This is a genomic window from Amycolatopsis sp. (assembly GCF_036008905.1).
Taxonomy (GTDB): Bacteria; Actinomycetota; Actinomycetes; order Mycobacteriales; family Pseudonocardiaceae; genus Amycolatopsis.
The window spans coordinates 48,919-64,058 of record NZ_DASYMU010000161.1; the positions used below are offsets into that span (position 1 = coordinate 48,919).

15 protein-coding genes are annotated in these 15,140 nt (G+C 68.0%); 8 read left to right on the forward strand and 7 right to left on the reverse strand.

Features of this window, described 5'->3' with window-relative positions:
- Window positions 1-25 precede the first annotated feature (25 nt).
- Window positions 26-844: an alpha/beta hydrolase gene (locus VGP60_RS28235; protein WP_327551151.1), complete on the reverse strand. Its 819-nt coding sequence runs from the start codon at window positions 842-844 to the stop codon at window positions 26-28.
- Between the two features lie 73 nt (window positions 845-917).
- Here VGP60_RS28235 and VGP60_RS28240 point away from each other — a divergent pair, with 73 nt between their 5' ends.
- The 5 genes from VGP60_RS28240 to VGP60_RS28260 all read left to right on the forward strand — a co-directional run bounded on the left by VGP60_RS28240 (window position 918) and on the right by VGP60_RS28260 (window position 7,520).
- Window positions 918-1,952, forward strand: a complete 1,035-nt coding sequence (locus VGP60_RS28240; RefSeq protein ID WP_327551152.1) for a sigma-70 family RNA polymerase sigma factor — start codon at window positions 918-920, stop codon at window positions 1,950-1,952.
- A complete protein-coding gene (locus VGP60_RS28245) occupies window positions 1,841-2,227 on the forward strand; it encodes a nitroreductase/quinone reductase family protein (protein ID WP_327551153.1) in 387 nt (128 codons plus the stop codon). Before VGP60_RS28240 ends, VGP60_RS28245 begins: the two co-directional genes overlap by 112 nt.
- 36 nt (window positions 2,228-2,263) lie before the next feature.
- A complete protein-coding gene (locus tag VGP60_RS28250; RefSeq protein WP_327551154.1) occupies window positions 2,264-2,386 on the forward strand; it encodes a hypothetical protein in 123 nt (40 codons plus the stop codon).
- A 466-nt stretch (window positions 2,387-2,852) separates the two neighbouring features.
- Window positions 2,853-6,659: a ThuA domain-containing protein gene (locus VGP60_RS28255; protein WP_327551155.1), complete on the forward strand. Its 3,807-nt coding sequence runs from the start codon at window positions 2,853-2,855 to the stop codon at window positions 6,657-6,659.
- A gap of 12 nt (window positions 6,660-6,671) precedes the next feature.
- A complete protein-coding gene (locus VGP60_RS28260) occupies window positions 6,672-7,520 on the forward strand; it encodes a sugar phosphate isomerase/epimerase (protein WP_327551156.1) in 849 nt (282 codons plus the stop codon).
- A gap of 49 nt (window positions 7,521-7,569) precedes the next feature.
- Here VGP60_RS28260 and VGP60_RS28265 read toward each other — a convergent pair whose 3' ends face one another.
- Both VGP60_RS28265 and VGP60_RS28270 read right to left on the reverse strand, forming a co-directional pair.
- On the reverse strand, window positions 7,570-8,493 hold the full coding sequence (locus tag VGP60_RS28265; RefSeq protein ID WP_327551157.1) for a MerR family transcriptional regulator: 924 nt from the start codon (window positions 8,491-8,493) through the stop codon (window positions 7,570-7,572).
- 97 nt (window positions 8,494-8,590) lie between these two features.
- Window positions 8,591-9,328, reverse strand: coding sequence for an SDR family oxidoreductase (locus VGP60_RS28270; protein ID WP_327551158.1), 738 nt, complete (start codon window positions 9,326-9,328; stop codon window positions 8,591-8,593).
- 100 nt (window positions 9,329-9,428) lie between these two features.
- Here VGP60_RS28270 and VGP60_RS28275 point away from each other — a divergent pair, with 100 nt between their 5' ends.
- Window positions 9,429-10,040 carry a TetR/AcrR family transcriptional regulator gene (locus VGP60_RS28275; protein ID WP_327551159.1) on the forward strand — a complete coding sequence of 204 codons (612 nt, stop codon included), beginning with the start codon at window positions 9,429-9,431 and terminating at the stop codon, window positions 10,038-10,040.
- 84 nt (window positions 10,041-10,124) lie between these two features.
- Here the strand turns inward: VGP60_RS28275 and VGP60_RS28280 are convergent, their stop codons facing one another.
- The 3 genes from VGP60_RS28280 to VGP60_RS28290 all read right to left on the reverse strand — a co-directional run bounded on the left by VGP60_RS28280 (window position 10,125) and on the right by VGP60_RS28290 (window position 12,332).
- The gene (locus tag VGP60_RS28280) at window positions 10,125-10,661 is read right to left on the reverse strand and encodes a hypothetical protein (protein ID WP_327551160.1); all 537 of its coding nucleotides are present in this window, start codon (window positions 10,659-10,661) and stop codon (window positions 10,125-10,127) included.
- A 226-nt stretch (window positions 10,662-10,887) separates the two neighbouring features.
- Window positions 10,888-11,439 carry an AAA family ATPase gene (locus VGP60_RS28285; RefSeq protein ID WP_327551161.1) on the reverse strand — a complete coding sequence of 184 codons (552 nt, stop codon included), beginning with the start codon at window positions 11,437-11,439 and terminating at the stop codon, window positions 10,888-10,890.
- Window positions 11,440-11,453: 14 nt separating this feature from the next.
- Window positions 11,454-12,332, reverse strand: coding sequence for a LysR family transcriptional regulator (locus VGP60_RS28290; RefSeq protein WP_327551162.1), 879 nt, complete (start codon window positions 12,330-12,332; stop codon window positions 11,454-11,456).
- A gap of 107 nt (window positions 12,333-12,439) precedes the next feature.
- Between VGP60_RS28290 and VGP60_RS28295 the strand changes: the two genes are divergently transcribed.
- The gene (locus VGP60_RS28295; protein WP_327551163.1) at window positions 12,440-13,297 is read left to right on the forward strand and encodes an aldo/keto reductase; all 858 of its coding nucleotides are present in this window, start codon (window positions 12,440-12,442) and stop codon (window positions 13,295-13,297) included.
- A gap of 115 nt (window positions 13,298-13,412) precedes the next feature.
- Complete coding sequence (locus VGP60_RS28300) at window positions 13,413-13,889, forward strand: cupin domain-containing protein (protein WP_327551164.1); 477 nt, start codon at window positions 13,413-13,415, stop codon at window positions 13,887-13,889.
- A gap of 7 nt (window positions 13,890-13,896) precedes the next feature.
- On the opposite strand, the gene VGP60_RS28305 is transcribed toward VGP60_RS28300, so the two are convergent.
- Entirely contained in the window at window positions 13,897-15,132 is a 1,236-nt protein-coding gene (locus tag VGP60_RS28305) for a flavin-dependent oxidoreductase (RefSeq protein WP_327551165.1), read from the reverse strand.
- Window positions 15,133-15,140 lie beyond the last annotated feature (8 nt).

Consider the following 15,140-nt stretch of genomic DNA (forward strand, 5'->3'; position numbering starts at 1 on the left):
GCCATCTGTCGACAGATGGCGGTGGTCATTCGTCCAGGACCGCGCGCAGCCGCGGCGCGAAGGCGGCCGGGTCCTCCGCGAACCCGATGTGCCCGCCAGGGAACATCGTCGGCTTGAGGCCGAGCCCTTCCGCGAGCGCGATCGACGTGCGCTCGCAGAGCTGGTCACCCGAATCCTCCCCGATCCCGACCACGATCCGGCTCGCCACCGAACCCAGCACGGCGAAATCGGGCCGCCACCACACACTCGGGCCCAGCATGTGCTCGAACTGGTACCGCTCGTCCGCGACGTCCTGCGGCTCGTGTTCCCCGCCGAACATCTGCTCGATCATTTCTTCGGGTATCGGCATATTGGCGATGGCCATGAATTTCTTCCACGCGCCGACGGTGTCGCCCGCGAGGTACGTGGCGATCATGTCGTCGGTCTTGACCCGCAGCTCCTCCCGGTCGTCGACGAGCTCGTCCAGCGGGGGCTCGTGCGCGATGACCGTGTGGACCAGTTCCGGGTGGGCTTGGGCGAGCGCCAGCACGGTGACGGCGCCGCCGCTGGAGCCGAAGACCACGGCCGGTCCGGCGTCGACTTGGGTGATGAGCCGGGCGAGGTCGTCGGCGCGCATCTCCGGTGTCGAGTCGCGGTCGGGGTCGTCGACCGGGCTGCGGTTGATACCCCGCGGGTCGGTGGTGAGCACGGTGTGGTCTGCCGCGAACAAGTCGGCCAGCGGCGCGAAGGATCTCGCGTCCATCGGAGCGCCGACGAGCACCAGGAGCGGGCCTTGTCCCCGCACTTCGTAGTACAACTCCGCGTCGGGGACCCGCAGCGTCGCGGCGGTGGTCGGGTGGTTCATCGATCCTCCTGGTGCGGGCCTGAAATGCGCTTTTGTGGGAATTGACTCCCCTCGTGGGGCAGAATCATCGCTCGTGAGCGAAATTTCTACGGCGTCGGCCGATCCGGTCGAGGACGGCCCTGATCTGGCCCGGGCGCGCGGCGGGGACGACGACGCGTTCACCCGGCTCGTGGAGCCGCTGCGCCGGGAACTGCACGCCCACTGCTACCGCATGCTCGGCTCGACCCATGACGCCGACGACGCCCTGCAGGACGCCTTGGTGCGCGCGTGGCGGGGCGTCGCCGGGTTCGAAGGCCGGAGCTCGCTGCGCTCCTGGCTCTACACCGTGGCCACCCGTACCTGCCTGGACACCGTCAAGGGTCGCGGCAAACGAGCCCTGCCAATCGACCTCGGCCCCGCCAGCGATCACGCCTTGGTCGGCGACATCCCGCGCACCGACGTCGAATGGCTCGGCCCTTATCCCGACGCGGGTCTGGAAGGCGGGCCTGCCTCTCGCTACGAACAGCGCGAGGCCGTCGAGCTCGCGTTCGTCGCCGCCCTGCAGCACTTGCCCGGCAACCAGCGGGCCGCATTGCTGCTGTTCGAGGTGCTCGGGTTTTCCGCCGCCGAGATCGCCGCCACCATGGACACCTCGGTCGCGTCGGTGAACAGCGCCCTGCAACGCGCGCGGCGGATCATCGCCGAGAAGGTCCCCTCCCGTACCCAGCAGCAGACCCTGCGCCTGCTCGACGACACCCGGCTGCGGGAGATCGTCGCCGGATACTCGTCCGCGCTCGAACGCGGCGACGCGGACGCGCTGGTCGCGCTGCTCACCGAGGACGTCACCTGGTCGATGCCGCCGATGCCGCACTGGTACCGGGGCGTCGACGCCGTCATGGACTTCGCGGTGAGTGTCCCGCTGACCACCTGTGGCTCGTGGCGGCACCTCCCGACCAGCGCGAACGGCCAGCCCGCGGTGGCCTGCTACCTCTGGGACGAGGCCGCCGGCGCGCACCTGTGCTGGTCGATCAACGTGTTTGCGCTGCGCGGCGAGCGGATCTCCGAGATCACCTCGTTCATCGGCCGCGAGCACTTCGCGGCGTTCGGCCTGCCCGGCTCACTGGCCTGAGCAGGGACGGGTGCACGGCTAGGCTGGACGATAACCGTGCGCCCACGTTCTGGCTCGTCTCCGAGTACGGGGAAAAGTCCCAGTACGTGCGGAACATCCAGGCCCACAACGAAGTCCGCGTCCGCCTCAAGGGCCGTTGGCACACCGGCACCGCCCATCTGCTGCCCGACGACGACGCCCGCGCGCGGCTCAAAACCCTGCCACGGCTCAACAGCACCGCTGTCCGGGTGGTCGGCAGCGGCCTGCTCACCCTGCGCATCGACCTCACCTCGTGATACCCCGCGTGCGCAACTACCGCCATCTGTCGACAGATGGCGAAGGTTGTTGACCGCGACAACAACACTGCTCTCGATCTGGACGCCGAGATCGAGACGTCACGGCTGATGAGCACTTCGTCCCGACAAGCCGTGCCCTGGTTCGCCGTACCGGAATAGACGAGCGCTGACACCGTTGTCGAAACCACCGTTGGCGATCTTCAGATCAGCGGCCTGAACGGGAATCGGGGCGAACAGCGCCGTGCACACCGCGGCCGAAAGCGCTCCGCAGAGCAGGCGTTTCCTGGCCGCACCGCTGGATTCTCGAGCCTCCTCTGTCGTCCTCACCCCTGGTCTGGCGAGATACGACGATGGAGCCGGGTCATACAAATCCGATACACCACGAGCCCAAGGCTTGTACCGGAATGTCCTGTTGTCAGCCCGCGATCGATCTGGGCTGTTTGGGTGTATTGAAGATACTTGGCAGGTTTTTCACCTTGACGGGTGACATTCACCCACCTACTTTCGCTCCGAGACGACAAAAGTCCCTACCCAAGACCACAGGGCGGCTGTGACAACTCACCGGCCGTTCGGCTTTCCAGCTGTTCGACGACACCCGAGGAAGTGTGTATTCGTCATGCGCGGAATGAGAAAATCCCGATCGGACGACCCGTCCGGCCCGAGCCGTGTCGCCACCCGGCTCGGTGTTCTCGCCCTAGCGGTGGCCACCGCGTTCGGCGTCGCGACCGCCCCCGCGGCAGCACAGCCGGACGAGGTCGGCGCCCAGCACGAAACGGCCCGGGTCCTGGTCTTCTCGAAGACCGCCGGATTCCGCCACGATTCGATCCCGGCCGGGATCGCGGCGGTCAAGAAACTCGGTAAACAGAACCACTTCAAGGTGGAGTCCACAGAGGACGCCCGCGCGTTCACCGACAAGAACCTCGCCCGGTTCGACGCCGTGGTCTGGCTGTCGACCACCGGCGACGTGCTCGACACCGCCCAGCAAGGCGCTTTCGAGCGCTACATCAAGGCCGGTGGCGGCTACGCGGGCATCCACGCCGCGTCCGACACCGAGTACGACTGGCCGTTCTACGGCGACCTCGTGGGCGCGTACTTCAACTCCCACCCGCAGATCCAGCAGGCCACGGTCGACGTCGAGGACCACGATCATCCGTCCACCGCGGGGCTGCCGGACAAGTGGTCTCGGACCGACGAGTGGTACAACTACCGCGAGAACCCGCGCGCGGACGTCCACGTGCTCGCCTCGCTCGACGAGAGCAGCTACGCTCCCGGCTCCGGCTCGATGAGCGATCACCCGATCGCCTGGTGCCACACGAACAGCGGCGGCCGGTCCTGGTACACCGGTGGCGGCCACACCAAGGAGTCCTACGCCGAACCGCAGTTCCTCAAGCACCTGACCGGCGGAATCCTTTACGCCGCAGGCGTCGAGGACGGCGACTGCTCGCCACCCAGTACCCCCGAAGAACCGCCGGTGGACGCCGACTTCGACCAGATCACCCTGGCCAAGGGCGAAGAGAAGACCGGTGAGCCGATCGCGCTCGCGGTGCTGCCGACGCGCGATGTCATCCACACCTCGCGGGACGGCCGCGTCTGGTACACCACCTCCGGCGCGACAACCTCGCTGGCGGGCCAGATCCCGGTCTACAACCATGACGAAGACGGCCTGCAGGGCGTGGCGATCGACAAGGACTTCGCCACCAACCGCTGGGTGTATCTCTACTACGCACCGACATTGAGCACCCCGGCCGGGGACGCGCCGGAGAACGGCACGGCGGCCGACTTCGAGCCGTTCAAGGGCTACAACCAGCTCTCGCGGTTCAAACTGGCCGAGAACAACACGATCGACCTCGCCAGCGAACAGAAGATCCTCCAGGTCGCGACCGAACGCGGCATCTGCTGCCACGCCGGTGGCGAGATCGACTTCGACGCCCAGGGCAACCTCCTGCTGTCCACCGGTGACGACTCGAACCCGTTCGCCTCGGACGGATTCACCCCGATCGACGAGCGTGCCGACCGCAACCCGGTCTACGACGCGCAGCGCAGCTCCGGCAACACCAACGACCTGCGTGGCAAGCTCCTCCGCGTCACCGTCGCCGCGGACGGCACCTACACCATCCCCGCGGGCAACCTGTTCGCGCCGGGCACGGACAAGACCCGGCCCGAGATCTACGCGATGGGCTTCCGCAACCCGTTCCGGTTCTCCGTCGACAAGGAGACCGGCTGGATCTTCCTCGGTGACTACGGTCCCGACGCCGGTGCGGCGAACCCCGCGCGCGGCCCGGGCGGCACGGTCGAGTTCAACCTGATCAAGCAGCCTGGCAACTTCGGCTGGCCGTACTGCGTCGGAGCGAACCAGCCGTTCGTCGACTACGACTTCGCCACCGGCCAGTCCGGCGCCGCTTTCGACTGCGCGGCACCGAAAAACCTCAGCCCGCACAACACCGGCCTGACCGACCTGCCACCGGTCCAGCCCGCCTGGATCCCCTACGACGGCGGTTCGGTGCCGGAGTTCGGCACCGGCGGCGAGTCCCCGATGGGCGGCCCGACCTACCGGTTCGACGCAGGCCTGGACTCGCCGACGAAGTTCCCGGAGTACTTCGACGGCAAGAACTTCTCCTACGAATGGGATCGCGGCTGGATCAAGGAGTTCACCGTCGGGGCGAACGGCGAACGCGGGGAGATCAAGCCGTTCTTCGACTCGATGACGCTCACCAGGCCGATGAACGTCGAGTTCGGCCCCGACGGTTCGATGTACGTGCTGGACTACGGCAGCGGGTACTTCGGCGGCTCGGCGGACTCGGCGGTCTACCGGATCGACTACACCAAGGGCAATCGCACGCCCGAGGTACAGCTGACCGCGGACAAGACGTCCGGTCCCGCACCGCTCACGGTGAACCTCGACCCGGCGGGCACCACCGATCCCGACGGCGGAAACCTCAGTTACGCCTGGGACTTCGACGGTGACGGCACCACCGACTCCACCACGGCCGGGCCGGTGTCGCACACCTACGCGACGGTGGGGCAGTTCACCGCGAAACTTTCGGTGACCGACCCGACCGGGCTCACCGGGGCCGCGAGCGTCGTGATCACGGCGGGCAACACCGCTCCGGTGGTGACGCTGGAAGCACCGGTCAACGGCGGCTTCTTCGGCTTCGGCGACAAGGTTCCCTTCAAGGTCACCGTTTCCGATCCCGAAGACGGGCCGATCGACTGCACGAAGGTGACCGTGGAGTACATCCTCGGCCACGACAACCACGGCCATCCGCTCAGCCGCGCCACGGGCTGCGAAGGCGTCATCGAGACGCCCGCGGACGAAGGCCACGGCCTCGACGCCGACATCTTCGGCGTGATCAACGCGAGCTACACCGACACCGGTTCGGGCGGCGCTCCCCCGCTGAGCGGCTCGGCGGAAACCGTGCTCCAGCCGAAGCTGAAGCAGGCCGAGTTCTTCACCGAGGCCAACGGCGTCCAACTGGTCGACGCGGCCGGCGCCAGCGGTGGCACGCGGGTCGGGTACATCGATCCGGGTGACTGGATCCAGTTCACGCCGGTCAATCTCACCGGGGTGACCGGGATCGGCTACCGCGTCAGCTCCGGCGGTCCCGGCGGGACCATCGAAGTCCGCTCAGGCGCGGCCGACGGCCCGCTCGTGCAGTCCGTGCAGGTGCCGCAGACCGGCAGCCCCGACACCTACGTCGACCTGCCCGCGACACCGATCACCGACCCGGGTGGCACGCATCCGCTGTTCCTGGTGTTCACCGGGACCGGGGGCGGGCTGTTCGACGTCGACACGATCACCGTCCAAGGTCCCGGGGTGGCCCAGCCCGGCGTCAGCCAGTGCACCCCGTCGACGCCGGAGGAGGGCTACCGCACGCTGTTCGACGGCACCGCGGCGAGCGCCGCCGGCTGGCACCAGGCCGGTCCGGGCTCGTTCGGGGTACAGCCCGACTGCACGTGGAAGACCGTGGGCGGCATGGGTTTGCTGTGGCACGAAGAAGAGTTCAACGCCTACAGCTTGAAGCTGGACTGGAAGCTCGACGGTGACGACAACTCCGGGATCTTCGTCGGTTTCCCCGATCCCGGCAACGATCCGTGGGTCGCGGTCAACCAGGGCCAGGAGATCCAGATCGACGCCACCGACGCACCCGATCGCACCACCGGCGCGATCTACGGCTTCCAGGGCGCCGACATCGCCAAGCGCGACGCGGCACTCAAGCCGCCGGGTGAGTGGAACGCCTACGAACTGGTGGTGAGCGGGCAGACGATCAAGGTCGTGCTCAACGACGTGGTGATCAACGAGTACACCGAAACCAACCCCGCCCGCGATCTGGCCCAGGGTTTCATCGGGCTGCAGAACCACGGCGACGGCGACGACGTCTCCTTCCGCGACGTGCGGATCAAGGAACTTCCCGCGCCCGCCAATCGGAACTGAGAGGAACGATCCATGATCGGCAAAAGACCCCTTTCCCGGCGGACTCTGTTACAGGGTGCGGCGCTCGCCGCGGGCGCGGCGCTGACTCTGCCGGGCGTCGCCTCCGCGGGGCAGGACGGCTTCGGCCGTAAGCGCCGCATCCCGCCGGAACGGATCAGTGTGCAGCTCTACACGTTGCGCTCACTGCTGGAGAACGATCTGGAGGGCACGCTGTCGGCGTTGTCCGACATCGGGTACCGCCACGTGGAACTGGCCGGGACCTACGGCCGCACGGCGGCTGAGTTCCGCAAGATCCTGGACCGCAATTGCCTGCGCGCGACGTCGAGTCACATCGGCATCGACGGGGACCTCGACAAGACGATCGCGGACGCGAAAACTTTCGGGCACACGTATTCGGCGGTGCCGTACGTGCGGTACGGCACCATCGCCGAATGGGAGGACTTCGCCAAGCGGCTCGACATCGCGTCCCGGCAGTTCGCCAAGGCCGGGATCCAGTTCGGCTACCACAACCACGACTTCGAATTCACCGCGATCGACGGCGTGCGCCCGTACGACGTGATCTCGCGGCTGACCAACCGGCGCTACTGCCACTTCGAAGTCGACCTCTACTGGGCCGTGGTGGCCGGGCAGGACCCGGTCGAGATCTATCGCCGCGAGCGCAGGGTGCTGCAGTACCACGTCAAGGACCGCGGCGCGGACGGCGGCTGGGCCGACCTCGGCACCGGGAACATCGACTTCCCGCGCATCTTCCGTGAGACCGCACCGGGTATCCGCGAGTTCATCGTGGAGCACGACAACCCGGCCGACCCGCTGAAGACCGCCGAAGTCGGCTACGACTACCTGCGCAACGTCCGCTTCTAGCGGCTGTCAACGGGCCGTGGGAACGTTTTCCGTTCCCACGGCCCGTTTTCTACGCGGGTATGCGGAGGCGCAAGGCCTCGATGAACCAGGCGAACGCCGGCGCCGGGCTTTCCGGGGCCGCCCAGCCGTTGATCACCGCGAGCAGCCGGAGATACCGCTCCCGGCGAGGATCGTTCACCGCTTCCAGCAGCGTCAGCACGCGACGCCGAAGGTCGACGTCGTCAGGACGACCGGAAACGCGTGCGCAGCGAGCCATGACCGACAGGACGACCGTTTCGGCGCCGGGCGAATCCGGGTCGATCCCGGCGGCCAGGGCCGGGCCGGCCTGATCGCGGACCACCGCGGCCGGATCCGGGTTCAGGCCCGGGTGCTCGGCCGCGTACCGCTCGGCCAGATTCCGCACACCGGCACGGAAATCCGGGTCCTGGGACAGCTCGGCCAGTTCCACCCACGCCTCGACCTGCTCGGGTCCGGGGTCGTCCGGCAGCTCAGGTGTCATCGACCGCCGGATCCCCGCGAACCGGGCGTCGGCGTCGACACCACCGAACGCGGAGTCCAGGAATTCGCCGATCAACCGGGTGCGCTCATCCTCGGAAAGCCGGGCCAGTCTGTGCATCAGATCCATCTCCTCAAGGCTGGACCCGCGCTTGGCCACCGCTGTCAGCACCGCGCGCCGCAGGCTCAGGGTGCGGATCTGCACCGACAACGCCTCGGCGTGCGCCGCGGCGACCTCGGGAAGCGAGATCTCCCGGTCCACGACCTTCTTGATCGTCGCGAGATCGACTCCCAGGCCGCGCAAGGTCCGCACGAGGTCGAAACGTGCCACGGCGCCGAGGTCGTAAAGGCGGTAGCCAGCCGGGTTTCGGGCGGTCGGCGGCACGATCCCGCTGTCGGAGTAGAACCGGATGACCTTGACGGTCAGCCCGGTACGCCGCGCGAGATCACCGATCGAATAGAGCTTGCCGCCGTCCATGCCCCCACCCTCGTGTCTCCCCCAGCCGGAGACTCAAGCCCTTCGGGATCCTGGCTTCAGTGTGTCAGGGACCAGAGTTCCCCAAGCGATTCCGCGGTTACGCCTGTGCGGTGGGACGGACGACGATCTCGCCCACATCGATGCCGTCGGGCTGCTCGATCGCGAACGCGATGGCGCGGGCGACCGCGTCGGGCGGCATCGCGATCGAGTCCCTGGATTCCTCGAGTTTCGCTTTCATGTCCGGGCTCGTCAGGCCGTCACCGAAATTCGTCCGGGTCATGCCGGGCGAAACGATCGTGACCCGCAGTTTGTCACCGGCTTCCTGGCGCAGGCCTTCGGAAATGGCGCGTACGGCGAATTTCGTGCCCGCGTAGACAGCCATGTTCGGCACGATGCGGAGCCCGGCGGTGGAAGCGGTGTTCACGAAATGCCCGGAACCCTGCGCCCGGAACACCGGCAGAGCGGCCGCGATACCGAACAGCACGCCTTTGAGGTTGACGTCGACCATGTTCTCCCAGTCGTCGACACGCAGTTCGTCGAGCGGGGAAACCGGCATGACACCGGCGTTGTTGACCAGGACGTCGAGCCTGCCGAACCGCGCCCGCGCCAGCTCGACGAGACCCGTCAGGTCCTCGCGCTTCCGCACGTCCGTCTGCACGTAGTCGGCTTCGCCGCCCAGATTGGCGATGCGCTTCGACAGCGCCTCGAGCAGTTCCGGGCGGCGTGCCCCGAGTACCACCTTCGCACCGCGTTCGGCGAGCAGAAGCGCTGTCGCTTCACCGATCCCACTGCTCGCGCCGGTAATGGCGACGATCTTGCCTTCGATTCCCGACATGACTTTTCCTCTCGTCGATGTAAGACAACTCTTACATCGACGTCCAGTGTAAGCTACCTCTTACATTGAGGGCAAACAGCCCGGTCAGAGAGGGGATTTCGTGGGCAAGCGCGGCAGCTATCACCACGGCGACCTGCGCGCCGCACTCGTCGACGCCGCACTGGCGCTGATCGCCGAACGCGGTATCGAGGCGCTGTCCGTCGCCGAGGTCGCCCGGCGCACCGAGGTGAGCCCGGCCGCGCCCTACCGTCATTTCCCCACCCGTGAGGCGCTGCTGCAGGCCACCGCGATCCGCGCGGCCGAACTCCTCGCCGCGGAACTGCGCGAAGCCCTCGACGACAAGGAAGACCCGGGCGAGGCGCTCGCCATCGCCGCGGGCGTCTACGTACGGTTCGTATGCCGCCACCACGCCGGGATGGACCTCATCTTCTCCGACGAGCTGCGGAACCTCGGCGATCCCGCCCTCACCGAGGCCGGCCGCGCGGTCACGGACATCCTGCTCCCGATCGGCATGGCCCTCACCGGCAACGACGCCGAGGCCGCGCTGGCGCTGCTCCGGAAAAACACCGCCGCCGCGCATGGCTACGCCGTGCTCTTCCTCAGCGGCTTCCTGCGGCGGCGCTCGATCGACATCGACGACATCGCCGCGGAAGCGGCCGACACCAGCCGGATCCTCGCCGCGGCCGCGAAAGGAGGACCGCCGTCGCGGTGACAGCCGGGCTCGCCATGCGCGTGAAAGCCACGCGTGCGGTTCGGGACTTTCATCGTTGACGGACGTCCGTGACACTGTCGTCCGTCAATACGGACCGTGGAGGTGGGGCTGGTGCGGGGTGGCCGGACTGAGTTGAAGCGGCGGCGCTGTGATCTGTGCCGCGTGCGGCGCACGTCGTCCAAGCGGTACGGGATCCTGTCCCCGCGGCGTACGCGCACGAAGGGGCTGTATGGGCCGCTGCAGGAGGGCAGGCTGCGCGAGGGCGGACGGGTCCGTTATCCGTTCCGGAAACAGTTCGCCATCCGCCATCTGTGCGAGAAGTGCAGGCCGCGGTATGAGGCGGCCCGGGCAAGGGAACTGCCGGACGTTGAAACGTACCGCGCCTGGGTAGTGGACGCGCCGGTCATCGACGATTTCCCGGACCGTCTCGTCGCTGAGCACGAGCGTAATTGGGTGAAGCCCGGTGAGCGGTTCGTGGAGCTTGTGGACGACGATTTCGCGGCGGAGGCGCTGGCGCGGCACAGCCGGGGCATGGGCACGGAACTCCGTGTCGGCGAGGACGACGAAGCTGGATTCGACAGCCTCGAGCGGCGTGACGCCGAGCCCCTGCCCGGCACCCACCGGGACGTGATGTTCACGACCACCTCGTTCCGTAGCCTGGGGGACCACAGCCTTGTGCAAGTGAACGGCACCGATTACCTGATGTCAGACATCGAATCCATCCTGTGGAAGGGATCGATGTACCGGTGGCACGATGGCGGAGTCTTGCTGCATTGGCATACCGTCGTGCACTTGTGGACGATTCACTACTTTGATCGACCGTATCCCGGCGGTCCCCCCGAAACGATCAGTTCGCCAGGGCGGCGAGCACGGCGTCGTAGGTCTGCTGCGGGTCATAGCCGTCGGTGTGCACGACCACGCAGCGGGGCCGCTCGCGGACGAACCCGGTGACATGGCCGTGGATCCTCGCCAGCAGGACCGGGCCACCCCCGCGCTCGACGATCTCGTCGATGTAGCGGTGGCTGGCTTGATCACCGCTCGCGACCCGTTCCGCGAACCGGTCCAGAACCTGTTGCCTGCCACCCATCAACACGATTTCGCGGTAGTCGGCGCCGGCGCCGCGGGCGGCCGCCTCGAATCTCTCGCTCTCGTCCACGTTCGTCACCAGCTGGGGCATCACGACGTCGCGGCCGGTGCGCAGATGGGTCTCCGCCATGGCGATCGCGAGCCGCCGGGCCGGCTCCAGCGTTCCCCAGAAGTCGTCCTTCCAGCCGCCGATCAGGCTGACCACCTGATCGGTGTCGAGGTTGAGCACCCCGGGATGCCGATCGGCGTAGAGCTGGGCGACGGTCGATTTCCCGATCCCGGTCGGCCCGTTCAGGTGGATCAGTCGTGGCATTCACCCGACCCTACTCACGCCGACGGCTTCACTCCTTGGATTTCACTGAGCAGCGCACTCGCGGCCGCGCTGGTGGGATCACTGGTCACAGTGACCGTCTCCCACTCCGGGACACCTTCGGCGAGTTCGATGAACCGCGCCTCCGCGGTCTTGAGCGAAAACGACCGCGGCACCAACGCGACACCCAGCCCGAAGGCCACGAGTTCGAGCAGGGAATGGACGTCGGTGACCTCCAGCGCGACCCGGCGCTCGACCCCGGCGTCGGCGAGCACGGCGTCGGCCAGGTCGCGGGTGGCCCAGCCCTGATGGAAGTCGACGAAGCGCTCGTCGGCCAGTTCGGCCGGCGCCACCACGTCCCGGGCCGCCAGGGGATGGCCGAGCGCGCACGCGAGCACGAGCGGTTCGCTCGCCAGCGGCGTGATCACCACGTCGTCGATGATCTTGGCCGGTCGGGAAACGAAGGCGACGTCCAGCCGTCCCGTGCGCACCTGCTCGGCCAGCTCGGCCGAACCGCCGTGCCGCAGCCGGATCTCCAAGCCGGGGTGTGCGGTGACGAAACTTCCCAGCACGGTGGGCAGGTGCAGCGCGTGCAGGCACTGCAGCGAACCGATGGCCAGACTGCCCCGCAGCAGCCCTTTCACCGCCGCGACGGCGTCACGCCCGGCATTGGTCGCCGACAGCGCGCGACGGGCCTCCACCAGCAGAGCCTCACCGGCGGTGGTCAGCTGGACCTGCCGGGTGCTGCGCCGGAACAGCGAGGCGCCGAGCTCCCGTTCCAGGGCGCGCACCGACGCCGACAGCCCGGACTGGGCGACCTGCATGCGCCGCGCGGCGCGAGTGAAATGGGACTCCTCGGCGACCGCGACGAAGTACTCGAGCTGGCGGAGTTCCATGATTAATCACCCAGACTGCTGAGAAGGATCGTTTTCTTCTGTTGGACAGCTTAATCATCCTGGGAGAAGCTGGTGAGGCAGCAAACGATTTCCAGGAGGAGACCTCAATGCGTACTCGCCGTATCGCTGACCTCGAGGTCAGCAGCATCGGACTCGGCGGGATGCCGATGTCCATCGAAGGACGTCCCGACGAGCAGCGCTCGGTGGCCACCGTGCACGCCGCGCTCGAAGCGGGAGTGACCCTGTTCGACACCGCCGACGCCTACCACATGGGCTCCGACGTCGGTCACAACGAGACCCTCATCGCCGGCGCGATCGCGAGCTACGGCGGCGACACCACCGACGTGGTCATCGCGACCAAGGGCGGCCACCTGCGCCCCGGCGACGGGTCGTGGACCCTCGACGGTTCCCCGGAGTACCTGAAGCAGGCGGCGGACGCCTCGCTCAAGCGGCTCGGGGTGGACGCCATCGGGCTCTACCAGTTCCACCGGCCGGACCCGAAGGTGCCGTACGCGGAGTCGATCGGCGCGATCCGCGACCTGCTCGACGCGGGCAAGATCCGCTACGCCGGGATCTCGAACGCCGACCCCGAGCAGATCCGGCTGTCCAACGACATCCTCGGCGGCAGGCTGGCCAGCGTGCAGAACCAGTTCTCCCCGGCGTTCCGGTCGAGTGAGCCGGAGCTGGAACTGTGCGCCGAACTCGGCATCGCCTTCCTGCCGTGGAGCCCGCTGGGCGGCATCACCAAGGCCCCCGAGCTGGGTTCGCGGTTCGCCGCGTTCGGCACGGTCGCCAAGGCCCACGGCGTCAGCCCGCAGCAGGTGACCTTGGCCTGGATGCTGGCGAAGGCCCCGGTCGTCATCCCGATTCCCGGGTCGTCGCGCCCGGAGACGATCAAGGACTCCACCCGAGCCGTCGACCTCGTGCTGTCCACAGAGGAATTGGCGCTGCTCGACCAGGCGTGAGCGCCGGCCGGTTCGAGCGGGCGCGGTCCCGCTCGAACCGGCCGCGCTGTACAACAGGTGTCGCGATGGCGGAGAGTGCAGGGGAACACGGGAAACCAGCGACCAGGAGGTGCGGATGACCGCCGAGGAGATCGTGCTCGGACCCCTGCCGAAGGGGATCACGCTCGCCGACGAGGGCATGAACAAAAAGGTGTGGAACGTGCTCGGCCACACCTACTCCATGAAGGCGGCCAGCGCGTCGAGCTTCGCGTTCGAAACGTTCGACCCGCCCGGCACCGGTGTCCCGCCGCATGTGCACCCGACCCAGGACGAGCACATCTACATCCTCGAAGGCGTGTTCACGCTCTATCTCGACGGGCAGTGGGAAACCGCGGGCCCCGGCGACACCGTGCGCATGCCGAAGGGCCTCCCCCACGCCTATTACAACCGCGGCGAGACCCACACCCGTGGCCTGTTCTGGGTGAGCCCGGCCGGCAAGCTCGCGGAGCTGTTCGACAAGCTGCACGACCTCGAGGACCCGGTGGAGGTCGTCCGGCTGTCCGCGCTGCACGACGTCGACTTCCTGCCGCCCGGGTCGGTCGAAGGCGCCTGAGCCGGGTTCACGGACCCGGCCGGTCCACCTGTTCACGCGAGGCGCCGGACGCCTTGGCGTAACCGCTGACGACATCCTCAAGCTCCGCCGCGGTGATCACGTCCTCGATCCGGGAGAAGCCTTCGGGCGCACGGCGTTCGACCTCGTCGATCACGCTCTCCGGCCCGCCGACCCGGTTGCGGAGCACCACCTCGCTGGTGGCCGCCAGGCGATCGTCCTGATACGCCAGCAACGCCTCGGCGGGATCGGCGTGCCGCGCCAGGTGCCCGCCGAGGCTCGTGGCGTCGAGGATGGCCTGGCCGGCGCCGTTGGAGCCCATCGGGTACATCGGGTGGGCGGCGTCGCCCAGCAGCGTCACCCGGCCCCGCGACCAGAACGGCAGCGGATCCCGGTCGCACATGGGGAATTCGAAGAACTCGGGCGTGGCCGCCACCAGTCCGGCGTGGTCGAGGAGCGGCGTCCGGAACCGGTCGACATGCCGGGCCAGCTCAGCGCGGTCGCCCCGGCGGGACCAGTCCTGACGCGCGGGCGGCGGATCACCGTCCTGCCCGGTCAGGATGCACACCGCCCAGTTGGTGAGCTTGGTGCCGGGCGAGGAGCCTTCCGCGATCGGGTAGACCACCAGTTTCGCCGCCGTGCCGCCGGCGACGAGTACCGAGCGCCCGGTGCCGAACTCAGGCCATTCGGCCGCGCCCCGCCACATCATCACGCCGTTCCACCGGGGCGGGCCCTCGTCCGGGAACAAGATCGACCGGACTGTCGAGTGGATACCATCGGCGGCGACCAGCACGTCACCGCGCACCGGTTCCTGTTTGTGCGAGAAACGCGCGCGGACCTCGCCGGCGTCCTGGCCGAAGCCGACCAGCCGATGGCCGAGCCGCACCGCGTCCGCGCCGAGCCGTTCCCGCACCGCGCGGAGCAACACGCCTTGAAGCCTGCCACGATGCAAACTGAACTGGGGCACCGTGAATCCGGCGTCCGTACCGCAGGGCTTGCGCAGGATCTCGTGCCCCAGCCGGTGGGCATAGCACAGTTCGCGCGTCCGGATCGCGACCTCGTCCAGCCGGTCGAGCAGCCCCAGCGCGGCCAGTTCCTTGACCGCGTGCGGCAGCACGTTGATCCCGATACCCAGTTCACGGATCTGCTCGCCCTGCTCGTAGACCTCGCAGTCGACACCTTCGTGATGCAGCCGCAACGCCGTGATCAGGCCGCCGATCCCCGCTCCGACGATGATGATCTTCATGGCCATCC

Coding starts and splice junctions, on each gene's coding strand:
- VGP60_RS28260 (WP_327551156.1), top strand. CDS start 6,672: ATGATCGGCAAAAGACCCCTTTCCCGGCGGACTCTGTTACAGGGTGCG.
- VGP60_RS28270 (WP_327551158.1), bottom strand. CDS start 9,328: ATGTCGGGAATCGAAGGCAAGATCGTCGCCATTACCGGCGCGAGCAGT.
- VGP60_RS28305 (WP_327551165.1), bottom strand. CDS start 15,132: ATGAAGATCATCATCGTCGGAGCGGGGATCGGCGGCCTGATCACGGCG.
- VGP60_RS28295 (WP_327551163.1), top strand. CDS start 12,440: ATGCGTACTCGCCGTATCGCTGACCTCGAGGTCAGCAGCATCGGACTC.
- VGP60_RS28285 (WP_327551161.1), bottom strand. CDS start 11,439: ATGCCACGACTGATCCACCTGAACGGGCCGACCGGGATCGGGAAATCG.
- VGP60_RS28255 (WP_327551155.1), top strand. CDS start 2,853: ATGAGAAAATCCCGATCGGACGACCCGTCCGGCCCGAGCCGTGTCGCC.
- VGP60_RS28300 (WP_327551164.1), top strand. CDS start 13,413: ATGACCGCCGAGGAGATCGTGCTCGGACCCCTGCCGAAGGGGATCACG.
- VGP60_RS28265 (WP_327551157.1), bottom strand. CDS start 8,493: ATGGACGGCGGCAAGCTCTATTCGATCGGTGATCTCGCGCGGCGTACC.
- VGP60_RS28290 (WP_327551162.1), bottom strand. CDS start 12,332: ATGGAACTCCGCCAGCTCGAGTACTTCGTCGCGGTCGCCGAGGAGTCC.
- VGP60_RS28250 (WP_327551154.1), top strand. CDS start 2,264: ATGGCGAAGGTTGTTGACCGCGACAACAACACTGCTCTCGATCTGGAC.
- VGP60_RS28235 (WP_327551151.1), bottom strand. CDS start 844: ATGAACCACCCGACCACCGCCGCGACGCTGCGGGTCCCCGACGCGGAG.